The sequence below is a fragment of the Enterococcus sp. FDAARGOS_375 genome (assembly GCF_002393265.1).
In the GTDB taxonomy this organism is placed as follows: Bacteria; Bacillota; Bacilli; order Lactobacillales; family Enterococcaceae; genus Enterococcus_D; species Enterococcus_D innesii.
This window is the reverse complement of sequence record NZ_CP023515.1, coordinates 766,321-778,415: the sequence shown is the minus strand read 5'-3', so window position 1 is coordinate 778,415 and position 12,095 is coordinate 766,321. Positions and strand designations below refer to the sequence as shown.

Below are 12,095 nucleotides of genomic sequence, written 5' to 3'. Positions count from 1 at the left end.
GCAGCCAAAGGAATGGCTGCTGTCTGCTGGGTTTTCTTATAAAATTAGTCGGCGCGTAAAGCGATCGCTGCATCTTTTTTCGCTGCCATTCGAGCTGGAATGTGGCCGCCGATCATCGTTAGGACGGTGCTGACAGCAATCAAGATCAGGCCGTGGACCGGATTTAATTGAGCAACATTTTCGAGATCAGTCATACTATATAAGATCGCGTTGATCGGGAATGTGGCTAACCAAGCAATCAGGACACCTAAAGCTCCTGAAGCAATCCCTAAAATACAGGTTTCGGCATCAAAGACGCGGGTGATGTCTTTTTTACGAGCACCTAATGCTTTTAAGACCCCAATTTCTTTCGTACGTTCTAGCACAGAGGTGTAGGTGATGATACCGATCATGATCATGCTAGTTACCAAGGAGATTCCTGCAAAAGCGATCAAGACGTAGGTGATGGCATCCATCAAGCCACCAGTCAATTGAGTCATCGTACCTGCTAAATCGGAATAAACGATTTGGTCTTCTTTGTCTTTGCCTTTGTTGAAGTCATCCAAGTAATCAAGGATTTTTTCTTTGGCACTGAAATCATTCGGATAGATCATAATGCTGTTTGGTAAATCACTGCCGCCAAGATAAGCGATCAATGAATCTTTAGCACTTTCGTCAACGGGTTCATTCGTCATCACGTTGGTGTCGCTGTCTTTTTGGGCTTGGACGATCGCTGAGTCTTGGTTTTCTTTGATGACTTCTTGCGCGAGGGCATCACTGTAGGCAATGCCAGTTGACAGCAAGTTCATCGTAGAGTTTTGCTTGATACGTAAGATTCCGCTGATCGTTAATTCTTTGTTGTTACTGTTATCGAAAACGTCATTTAAATCTTGATTTGGAATGAAGTTTCCAGTTGGTAATTCGGTGTAAAAGGCATCATTAGACGCCAATGTGATTTTTGTTCCCACGATATCGTCGAAGGACACCTTGTCGCCATCTTCAATGTCAAAACCGAGATTGATCAATGCATTGACATTCGTTACGTTGTTTTCATCGACGATCAAAACGACATCTGTGCTAGCACTTGGGTAGCTGCCTTCTAAAAGGTCGTAGTTGTCTTTTAAGAAATTGCCGTTATCCTCTGATAACTGCTCGGGGAAAGTCGAAACCCCAATCCCGGTGGAGGCACTCATGGCAGACATCATGGCATTGGTCTGTTCATTGTCAGGTGATGCATTGGAGAAGCTGACTTGTTCCACAGTATCATCGATCTTACGGAAAAGGTTCAAGGAAGTGGAACGAGTGTAGCCGATATTGTTGCTTAATTCAGGATCAATGTCGTTGATGTAATCGAGAAACTCTTGATCGATTTTGTTGATATGGGTTGCACGATCCGCATCACTTAATTTAGCAGTGACCTCTTTATCTGAAGGGAAATCTTCCGATTTCTCCCGCGTACCCATGGCTGATGGATCTTGTTCAGTGGCTACTTGCGAGATCGTAATCGGAAAACGAGCTAATGTTTCTGACTGGGTATTGTCGATTTGTTTTTGGAATCCCGTTGACAGTGACAAAACAATGGCGATTCCGATGATCCCGATACTAGAAGCAAAGGCTGTCAAGAAGGTGCGCCCTTTTTTGGTGCGGATATTGTTAAACGACAAACGTAAGGCAGTCATGAAACTCATTTTTGTGTGCTTTAATTCGAATTGGTCTTTCTTTTGTCCTTCGACATGAGGGTTCGAATCTTTAATGATTCGTCCGTCTTTGAACTCAATGATCCGTCCAGCGTATTTGTGCGCCAATTCAGGATTATGAGTAACCATGATGACCAATTTTTCTTTTGATAGTTCTTGGATCAGTTCCATGATTTGGACACTGGTCTCTGAATCCAAGGCACCTGTTGGTTCATCACAAAGAAGGATATCAGGATCATTTGCTAAGGCACGAGCGATCGCTACCCGCTGCATTTGACCACCGGAAAGCTGATTTGGTTTTTTGTGCATATGCTCAGCTAAGCCCACACGCGTCAAAGCATCGGTTGCTTTTGCGCGTTTTTCTTCTTTTGACACACCGCTCAAGGTCATCCCAAGCTCGACGTTGTCGATGATGCCTAAATGACTGATCAAATTGTAGCTTTGGAAGACAAAGCCGATCGAATTGTTCCGATACGCATCCCAGTCACGATCTTTAAAGGATTTCGTTGATTTGCCGTTGATGATCATATCACCAGAATCGTAATTATCTAAGCCGCCGATCACGTTCAACATGGTTGTTTTCCCAGAGCCGCTTGGCCCTAAAATGGCAACAAACTCTTGTTTACGAAAGGCGACGGAGACACCATCGAGGGCTTTTGTAGTACTGGCGCCAACCGTATAATACTTCTTGATATCTTTTAATTCTAACATGCTGTCACTCTTTTCTTGCCGTTTTCACGATTATTTTCATTATGTAACCACGCTATCATAATGGTTAACAAAAATCAACGATTATCATTGTTTAAACAAATAATTTATACTAAACTAAAGACAGAAAAGAGGGAGAGTATGGAAAAAGCGTTAGGAACATTCAATATGGCGGTATTTGCGGAGATCTTTTCGCTGATGGGAAACATATTGTTTGAAGAAATCGGTTTGGAAGATTTAAAATTGACCAAAATGGAAATCTTGGAACTCGTGGTGATCTCTAGTAATGAAGGAATCACGATGTCCGAGTTGGCCCAGCAAATCGGTACGTCAAAAGTCCAAATCAGTCGTTCGATCTCGGGGTTAGAAAAGGCTGGCTTTGTGGTCCGCAAAACCAACGGCGTCAATCGCCGCAACGTCAATGTTTATTTGGAAGAAGCTGGGAAGCAGTTATTTGTCCAAAAGAAAAAACAAGTGGAAGACCGCTTGAATGCCAAAACCGCTCAAATGGCTGCAGAAGATATCCAGCAGTTGAGTCAGTCGTTGACGGAGGCAGTGGGGATCTTGCGGAAATATGACATTTTACGGACTGGCAATCAATGTGAGAAAAATACGCCGTTTGATTAAAAAAGGGCGAAGCAATCGTTTGCTTTTTAATTACTGAATTAATTTCATATTAACTTATATTATCGATTTTTTAGATAAAGCAACCGATTGCGTTTTTCTCTTGTTTTGACTTCTGATTTGTGCGACAATGAGTATATCAAACAAGTCAAAGGAGTCTGCTATGAATACTACTGCCATTTATCATCGTCCCGAAAGTGAATTTGCGTATTTGTACGAGAAGGATAAAATGCATATCCGTTTGCGTACCGCCCGTCAAGACGTCCGCCATGTCCAGCTGCTTTGCGGTGATCCTTACACACTGTATAAAGAAGCTTGGTACCAGCAAAGAATTGAAATGAAAAAAATTCTTTCCACGGACTTGCATGATTATTGGCAAGTATCGGTCGGAGCAGAATTCCGCCGTTTGTCTTACGGCTTTTCCATCGAAAGTTACGATGGGTTGCATGTCTTTTATGGAGACCACGGGGTCTATCCTTTTGAGCAGCAATATTTAGAAATGAACAACAATTATTTTCGGATGCCTTACTTCCAAGAAGCCGATCGTTTCAAAATTCCCGAGTGGGCAAAAGAAACCGTTTGGTATCAAATCTTCCCTGAACGCTTTGCAAATGGGGACCCATCAAATGATCCAGAAGGTGTATTGCCTTGGGGTTCAAAAAATCCCGATCGCCAAGACTTTTTCGGCGGGGATCTGCAAGGGGTCATCGATCATTTGGATTACCTCGTCGATCTAGGCATCAATGGGATCTACTTCTGTCCGATTTTTGAGGCCTATTCGAATCACAAGTATGATACCATCGATTATTTAGCCATCGATCCAGCGTTTGGGGATAACGACACCTTTAAACGCTTAGTGGAGGAATGCCACAAACGCGGTATCAAAGTCATGCTAGATGCTGTGTTCAATCATATGGGGGATACTTCGCATCAATGGCTAGATGTCATCAAAAACGGCAAAGATTCGCCCTTTGCTGATTGGTTCCACATCAATGAGTTTCCTGTCAACTACAAAGAAGGGGAAAACTTTGAAGATGCTTATGACATCACCTATGATGTTTTTGCCTTTACGCCGCATATGCCGAAACTCAATACGGAAAATCCCGATGTGCAAGATTATTTGTTGAAGATCGCTCGTTATTGGATCGAAGAATTTGATATCGATGCTTGGCGCTTGGACGTGGCGAATGAAGTTAGTCACTTCTTCTGGAAAAAATTCCGCCAAGTGTGTGATGAGGCCAAAGATGATTTTTATATCCTTGGGGAAATTTGGCATTCTTCTCAACGCTGGTTACAAGGCGACGAGTTTCATGCAGTGATGAACTACGCCTTTACAGATGCAATTATTGAATATTTTGTCAAAGACGAGATCTCCATGACGAAAATGGTCTCGGAATTAAATAACCAGCTGATGTTGTATCGGGAGCAAACCAACCAAGTGCAGTTCAATATTTTGGATTCTCATGATACCCCGCGTTTGTTAACTTTGGCTCGGGGAGACAAAGACTTGATGCGCCAAGTGATGGCCTTTACGTATCTGCAACAAGGCGTTCCTTGCCTATATTACGGCGATGAGATTGGTTTGACCGGTGATATGGATCCGGATTGTCGTAAATGTATGATTTGGGATGAGGAAAAGCAAGATCGTGATTTGCTGCATTTCACCCAGTCATTGATCAAACTACGCAAAGACAACCAAAAAGTCTTATCTGAAGGTTCCTTGAGTTGGAACTGGGTTTCGGAAGAAGATGGCCTGATCATTTTCGAACGAGAGTTGGGGGCACAGCGGATCATCGGTATTTTCAACACTGGCGAGGACCAACTTACGCTCTCTCGTCCTGATTCAATTTTGATGGAACAGTTTGTCCAACTGGAAGATGAGACGATGATCATCGATAACAAAGGCTTTGCTATCGTGAAAGTAAATAACGAAGAATCGAATGAAGCATAAAAATGAGGCAAGAATTGCATATGCAATTCTTGCCTCATTCAATGTTTTGGGTATTTTTAATTTCCCCATGCACGTTGGAAAGAATCTTCCCCAAAATTCCTTCTGTCGGTATTATATCCTATAACACCTAAATGTGACAAATGATAACCCTTAAATATAGGTAGTTTTTTTCCGAAACGGGGGAAACGATTGAAAATTTAGATAGTTCTGCCTTCTTTTTGCGCTTCTTTCCACGAAAGGTCTTTTCTTTTTTACAAGATATGATAAACTAGTAAAAATGTATTTTTATTCGAGGAGTGATTTGATGAGTACAGGGTATCACATAGCAGTTGTCGGAGCTACCGGCGCAGTAGGAACAAAAATGATTGAGATGTTGGAGAAGACCACGTTGCCGATCAAAAAAATAACGTTGTTGGCATCCAAACGTTCTGCTGGGAAGACCCTTGTGTTCAAAAATGAACCGCTCGTTATTCAAGAGCTGACCGCAGATTCCTTTGTGGGAGTCGATATTGCATTGTTCAGTGCCGGTGGTGGCATTTCAAAACAATTTGCTCCAGAAGCAGTCAAACACGGTGCAGTCGTGATCGACAATACCAGTCATTTTCGGATGGATCCGAATGTTCCTCTAGTCGTTCCTGAGGTGAATCCTCATGCATTAGCGCAACATAAAGGAATCATTGCCAATCCGAATTGTTCAACGATTCAAATGATGGTGGCATTAGAACCGATTCGTCAAAAAGTCGGTTTATCGAGGGTCTTGGTTTCAACATATCAAGCAGTTTCCGGTGCTGGCGCACAAGCCTTGGCTGAATTGACTCGTGAATCTCAAGAATTATTAGCCGGCAAAGCCGCTGATGAACTAAACCCTGAGATTTTACCAGCAGGCAGCGACAAAAAGCACTACCCAATCGCGTTTAATGCCTTGCCGCAAATCGATGTTTTTGCTGAAGACGACTATACTTACGAAGAGTGGAAAATGATCAATGAAACGAAGAAGATCATGGAAGATGCGCAGATCAAAGTAGCAGCTACGTGTGTGCGGATCCCTGTGTTTAGCGGTCATTCGGAGTCGATTTATATCGAGACCAAAGACCATGCTAGTGTTGAGGAAGTCAGACAGTGGATCAGCGAAGCGCCAGGAGCTGTCTTGCAAGATGATCCAAGTCAACAAGTGTACCCGCAAGCTTTGACCAGTGTGGACAAAACGGAAACCTTTGTTGGTCGGATTCGCAAAGATTTGGATGTCGAAAACGGCTTGCATTTATGGGTCGTTTCTGATAATTTGCTGAAAGGTGCGGCATGGAACTCCGTTCAAATCGCCGAAAGCCTGCATCAGCAAGGATTAGTTCATGTGTAAACCATAAGTTTTTCAGAAAAGTGTGGTGAATGCCACGCTTTTCTTTTTTTTGTTGTATAATAATAGGGACGGCTTATGCTTGGGAAATAATACAGTAGAAAAAAATTAAGAGGTGAATAAAAGTGGAAACGATAAAAATCATTCCTCTTGGCGGTGTACGCGAAAACGGAAAGAACATGTACATTGCTGAAGTTGGCGAGGATATATTTGTGCTGGATTGCGGTGTCCGTTATCCAGAAAATGAATTATTAGGGATCGATACAGTGATTCCAGACTTCACATATTTAGAAGAAAATGCCGACCGTGTGGCTGGTGTCTTCTTGACCCACGGGCATGCAGATGCGATTGGTGCATTGCCTTATTTCTTGGAGAATATCCAAGTACCGGTCTTTGGGACCGAGTTAACGATCGAACTAGCAAAATTGACCGTGAATAAAAATGAAGCTACCAAGCGCTTCAAAGATTTTCATGTGATCGATGAACATTCGGAGATCGACTTTGGCCATGCGACCATCAGCTTTTTCCGTACGACCCACTCTATCCCTGATTCTGTTGGAATCAGCGTAAAAACAGAAGCTGGCAATATCGTTTATACAGGAGATTTCAAGTTTGACCAAACAGCGATCCCTATGTATCAAACCGATTTTGGCCGCTTAGCGGAAATTGGAAAAGAAGGAGTCTTAGCATTGCTAAGTACGTCCTCAAATGCCGAAAATCCAACGCCGATTGCTTCTGAATTGACGATCCAAGATGAAGTTTATGACAATATCCGTTACTGGGAAGGTCGGATCATCGTCGCTAGCGTTGCTAGCAATTTACAACGGGTGCAACAAGTACTAGATGCGGCATTTCGTTCTGATCGCAAAGTCGTTTTGACCGGGCAAGATTTTGGTCGGATCATCAAAACGGCCATGAAGTTAGGGAAATTAAAATTACCTGCCGAAGACTTGCTAATCACCCAAAAAGAAATGAAAAAATACTCAGACGAACAGTTGTTGATTTTAGAAACAGGTCGCATGGGGGAACCAATCAAAGCGTTGCAAAAAATGGCCAACGGCTCTCACCGGACGCTGCGCATCAAAGAAGGAGATCTTGTTTACATCACAACGACGCCGACAACGGCAATGGAAACGGTGGTTGCGAAAACGGAAGATATCATCTATCGCGCTGGCGGTACCGTAAAACAGATCTCGGATAATTTCCGTGTTTCTGGTCATGCCAACCCGAATGATCTGCAGCTGATGTTGAATATGATGAAGCCGAAGTACTTTATCCCTATTCAAGGCGAGTACCGCCAATTAGCCGCCCATGTGGACTTGGCGCAAGAAGTCGGGATTCCGATGAAAAATATCTTCATTACTGCACGTGGAGATGTGTTAGAATACAAAAAAGGCGAAATGCTTGCCGCAGGTGCGGTTCCAGCTGAAAACGTCATGATCGATGGGATCGGTGTCGGTGACATTGGGAATATCGTCCTGCGAGACCGCAAAGTCTTATCTGAAGACGGAATCTTCGTTGCGGTAGTGACGATCAATCGTCGTGAAAAGAAAATTATTTCTGCCCCTCAAATCACTTCTCGCGGGTTTGTCTACGTGAAAGCCAGCCGTGACCTGATTCGTGAAAGTGGCGAGATCGTAGAAGAAATCGTAGAAAAACACCTTCATGATGAAGAGTTTGAATGGAGCAAATTGAAACAAGATATCCGTGATCGTTTGAGTCGTTTCTTGTTTGAACAAACCAAACGCCGTCCCGTCATCTTGCCGGTCATCATGGAATCAAGCCAAAGAAATCGCAACCGTAAATAATTCGTTTTGACCTACTGACAAAAGCAGGTGAAAGAATAGCCGTTTGACGGCCGATTTCTTTTCACCGAAGCTTTTGTCTTTTTTTGTGCAAGAAAACAAGCGGCGGTTTTTTTACAAAATGACCTTTATTTTGGTCGTGATGAGCAGATAAGGATTGACGGCGAATGGATTTCGATCAATAATACAAAGTTGTCCCCCTAAGACTAGAGGAACAAAACAAGCAAAGAGAGGATGGTCGATTTGTGAATAGTTATCAAGAAAATCCCGTAGTACAACAGAGAAAGTGGTGGATTCTCATTGCTGTTTCGATGTTTACCTTTATGTCAACATTGGATGGGAGTATCGTAAATATCGCATTGCCGACGATCTCAGCAGATATGGGTGTACCTATGAATCAAGCGGAATGGGTCGTATCCGTCTACTTGATGATCGTTTGTGCCTGCCTTTTATTATTCGGTAAGGTAGGGGACAGTTGGGGCAAAATCAAAGTATTCCGCTTGGGGATGCTGATCTTTATTATCGGTTCGCTGTTATGCGGGTTTAATCACTCCTTAGCATTTCTGCTATTTGCCCGAGTGGTGCAAGCGATCGGTGCTAGCATGACAATGGCGACGAATACCGGAATTATTACTGAAGTCTTTCCTATGAGTGAACGAGGACGCGCCTTAGGGATGATCGGTGCCTTTGTTTCGTTAGGCTCCATCGTCGGTCCTGGATTAGGCGGAGTGATTTTGGCGCATTTTTCTTGGCCGTTTATTTTTTGGATCAATGTTCCTGTCGGTATTCTGACGATGATTGCTGGAGAAAAGGTGTTGCCAAAAGATATCACCATGAGTCATGATTCCATCGATAAAACCGGGTTTGTGCTGTTTTCAATTGCAATTATTAGCTTCTTCGGCGGCATTTTTCTTGGACAAGAGCGTGGCTTTCTAACGTGGCTGCCGCTACTGTTGGTGGGGATCGCCTTAGTGGCATTCATCGTCTTTTTGCGAGTAGAAGCGCGTGTGAGCAAACCGTTGATTACCTTTGGGATCTTTCGTAATAAAATTTTCACCATGAGTCTGATTACGGCGTTGCTGATCTTTTCTGCAAACTTTTTTGTCAATGTCGTGATTCCCTTTTACTTGCAAAGTGCCCGAGGCTTAACGCCGAGCGTGGCAGGAATGCTGATGATGGTCTTTCCTTTGATGATGGTCATTGGTTCACCACTTAGCGGGTATTTGACGGACCGCGTAGGACCGGAGATTTTGGTCTTAGCTGGCTTAGCGTTACTATCCATCACTCAGCTGATGTATATGTTTATGAATCAGCATACGCCGATTTGGTATTATATCGTTGCCACTGCAATCATGGGGTTAGGCAATTCGTTGTTCCAATCCCCCAACAATACGATGGTGATGAGCAGTGTCACCAAAGAAAACCTTGGGGTGGCAGGTAGTCTAAATTCCTTTGCCCGCAATTTGGGCATGGTCTTAGGGATATCCTTAGCAACGACGATTCTTTATGCCGCAATGAGTCAAGCCTACGGGAAGCATGTGACGACCTATATCGCAGGTCGGGCAGATATTTTTGCCTATGGCATGAAAATCACCTTCTTTGGGGCGTTCCTTCTTTGTATCACGGCGTTATTCTTAACAGTCTGGCGCATCTATAAACAAGGCGGACGTAAGAAAACGCTATGATTGCTTGAAGTCATCAGGTCAAACTGTTCTATTCCTTATTCAGAGAGGGTAGAACAGTTTTTTTCATTTTTCTTGACAAGAACCAGAAAAAGGACGGATGTATTAAAGTTGCCAGAATTTGTGCTTTTGGATTTCTGGCGTTATCTGTTATAATGAAAAATATTAGACTGTATTACTTAGATGGAAAGGGGAATGTTGTATGAAACTCACGTATCACGGACACTCAGTGCTTGCTATCCAATTAGCGGATGGCCAAAAATTGTTGTTTGACCCTTTTATTACTGGAAATGCTCTGACTGATTTGGATGCAGAGACAGTAGAAACCGATTGGCTTTTGATCACGCATGGTCATAGTGATCATATTGGGGATATGGTGCCGATCGCCAAAAGAAACGAAGCACCAGTGATCAGTGTCGTTGAAATTTGCCGCTATGCAGCCCGCAAAGGCGTTGCTGAGACGCATGGCATGAATATGGGAGGCTCTTTTGAGTTTCCGTTTGGCAAAATCTCAATGGTGGAAGCGAAACACAGCTCTGGTCTTGAAGAAGACGGCACGATGATCTATATGGGCAATCCTGTTGGAATCATTTTAGAAGCAGAAGGCAAAACCATCTACCACGCTGGCGATACTGCACTCTTTAGCGATATGGCGATGATCGGTGAACGTTTCGACATCGATGTGGCATTTTTACCGATCGGGGATAATTTTACGATGGGCGTTCAAGATGCCGCAACAGCAGCGGCGCTTTTAAACGCGAGCAAAGTGGTACCGATCCATTACAATACGTTTCGAATGATCAAGCAAGATCCGCAAACCTTCGTGAATTTATTGCCGGCAGGTGTGGGCCAGATCCTTGCAGTCGGTGAGACATTAGAAGTTTAAGCAACAGGAAGATTCGTAGTAGGAATAGGGGATAATTATGGCGACAAAACACGACTTGATTTTAGCGCATATCGAGAATCTGCCTGTAGGCGATCGCATCTCGGTGCGGGGAATCGCAAAAGACTTGAATGTCAGTGAAGGAACAGCCTATCGGGCAATCAAAGATGCGGAAAATATCGGCTTGGTTTCAACGATCCAACGTGTGGGAACCATCCGGATTGAACGGAAACTAAAGAAACACATTGAAAAACTAACTTTCGGCGAAGTCGTCCAAATCATTGAAGGTGATGTTTTGGGCGGCGCTGCCGGTTTGGACAAAGACTTGAACAAATTTGTTATCGGCGCCATGAAAGAATCAGCAATGGAACGCTATATCACGCCTGGTTCTTTAGTGATCGTCGGAAACCGTAACGAAGTCCACAAGTTGGCACTGGAGGATGGCGCAGCCGTCTTGATCACGGGGGGCTTTGAAACCTCAGAGGAAATCTGTCGTTTAGCAGACGAATTGGAATTGCCGATTTTACAAACGACCTATGACACCTTTACCGTGGCAACGATGATCAACCGTGCCTTAAGCGACCAGCTGATCAAAAAGGACATTATGCTGGTGAGTGACATTTATATGCCATTGGAAAAAACCAAGTATCTGCACACCTTTGATACGGTCAAGGATTACAAACTGCTTTCGGAGTCTACCAACCACTCCCGCTATCCAGTCGTCAACAAGAATATGCGGGTCGTTGGGATCATCACAGCCAAAGATGTCCTAGAAAAGCCTGACACGCAGATCATCGAACGAATCATGACCCGGGAACCACGGGTCGTAAAAAAAGAGATGAGTGTGGCCTCTGCCAGCCATCAGATGATTTGGGATGGCTTAGAAGTGATGCCCGTCGTAGCAGATGACCTTTCTTTGATTGGGATCGTTACACGCCAAGACATCATGAAAGCGATGCAGATGGTCCAACGACAAACACAAATTTCAGATACGATTTCAGACCAAATCTCGGGACAGATGCAAGTCATCGAACAAGATTTTGAAGGGAACAAATTGCCGCAGCCACATTTCAGCTTTGCGGTGACGCCTCAAATGGTCAATGAAGTCGGAACGATCTCTTTTGGTGTCTTGAGTGAAGTGATCGCTAATACGGCAAAACGTACCATGCAGTTGAATCAACGGCGCAATAGTTGGATCGAGCAAGTCAATCTGCATTACTTCCGTTTGATCCAATTAGAAAGCGAGATCATCATTCAACCGAAGATTCTAGAACTGGGGCGACGTTCGGCGAAAATCGATATCGAAGTATCGATCGAAAATTCCTTAGTGGCAAAAGCGATCGTGGTATGCCAAGTAATGGAACGCCCATAAATCATCGAAAACGGCACTTATGGAAAATTTTTAGAGAGAA

Annotated in this window: 8 protein-coding genes; 7 read left to right on the top strand and 1 reads right to left on the bottom strand. The window is 43.7% G+C overall.

Going from position 1 to position 12,095, the window contains the following annotated elements; all coding sequences use genetic code 11:
- Positions 1-44: 44 nt before the first annotated feature.
- Positions 45-2,387 (bottom strand): ABC transporter ATP-binding protein/permease, encoded by a 2,343-nt coding sequence (locus CO692_RS04640; RefSeq protein WP_096741681.1) that lies wholly within the window; start codon positions 2,385-2,387, stop codon positions 45-47.
- A 138-nt stretch (positions 2,388-2,525) separates the two neighbouring features.
- Here CO692_RS04640 and CO692_RS04635 point away from each other — a divergent pair, with 138 nt between their 5' ends.
- The 7 genes from CO692_RS04635 (at position 2,526) to CO692_RS04605 (ending at position 12,055) form a co-directional block, all read left to right on the top strand.
- Positions 2,526-3,011 (top strand): MarR family winged helix-turn-helix transcriptional regulator, encoded by a 486-nt coding sequence (locus CO692_RS04635; RefSeq protein ID WP_010749984.1) that lies wholly within the window; start codon positions 2,526-2,528, stop codon positions 3,009-3,011.
- Positions 3,012-3,171: 160 nt separating this feature from the next.
- Complete coding sequence (locus CO692_RS04630; RefSeq protein WP_096741680.1) at positions 3,172-4,959, top strand: glycoside hydrolase family 13 protein; 1,788 nt, start codon at positions 3,172-3,174, stop codon at positions 4,957-4,959.
- A 304-nt stretch (positions 4,960-5,263) separates the two neighbouring features.
- Positions 5,264-6,316 (top strand): aspartate-semialdehyde dehydrogenase, encoded by a 1,053-nt coding sequence (locus CO692_RS04625; protein WP_096741679.1) that lies wholly within the window; start codon positions 5,264-5,266, stop codon positions 6,314-6,316.
- 122 nt (positions 6,317-6,438) lie between these two features.
- Positions 6,439-8,121 (top strand): ribonuclease J, encoded by a 1,683-nt coding sequence (locus tag CO692_RS04620; protein WP_010749981.1) that lies wholly within the window; start codon positions 6,439-6,441, stop codon positions 8,119-8,121.
- Positions 8,122-8,363: 242 nt separating this feature from the next.
- Positions 8,364-9,803 (top strand): MFS transporter, encoded by a 1,440-nt coding sequence (locus tag CO692_RS04615; protein WP_096741678.1) that lies wholly within the window; start codon positions 8,364-8,366, stop codon positions 9,801-9,803.
- A gap of 199 nt (positions 9,804-10,002) precedes the next feature.
- The gene (locus CO692_RS04610) at positions 10,003-10,686 is read left to right on the top strand and encodes a metal-dependent hydrolase (RefSeq protein ID WP_096741677.1); all 684 of its coding nucleotides are present in this window, start codon (positions 10,003-10,005) and stop codon (positions 10,684-10,686) included.
- A gap of 37 nt (positions 10,687-10,723) precedes the next feature.
- Positions 10,724-12,055 carry a DRTGG domain-containing protein gene (locus CO692_RS04605; protein ID WP_005228249.1) on the top strand — a complete coding sequence of 444 codons (1,332 nt, stop codon included), beginning with the start codon at positions 10,724-10,726 and terminating at the stop codon, positions 12,053-12,055.
- Positions 12,056-12,095 lie beyond the last annotated feature (40 nt).

Coding starts and splice junctions, on each gene's coding strand:
- CO692_RS04625 (WP_096741679.1), top strand. CDS start 5,264: ATGAGTACAGGGTATCACATAGCAGTTGTCGGAGCTACCGGCGCAGTA.
- CO692_RS04630 (WP_096741680.1), top strand. CDS start 3,172: ATGAATACTACTGCCATTTATCATCGTCCCGAAAGTGAATTTGCGTAT.
- CO692_RS04605 (WP_005228249.1), top strand. CDS start 10,724: ATGGCGACAAAACACGACTTGATTTTAGCGCATATCGAGAATCTGCCT.
- CO692_RS04640 (WP_096741681.1), bottom strand. CDS start 2,387: ATGTTAGAATTAAAAGATATCAAGAAGTATTATACGGTTGGCGCCAGT.
- CO692_RS04635 (WP_010749984.1), top strand. CDS start 2,526: ATGGAAAAAGCGTTAGGAACATTCAATATGGCGGTATTTGCGGAGATC.
- CO692_RS04610 (WP_096741677.1), top strand. CDS start 10,003: ATGAAACTCACGTATCACGGACACTCAGTGCTTGCTATCCAATTAGCG.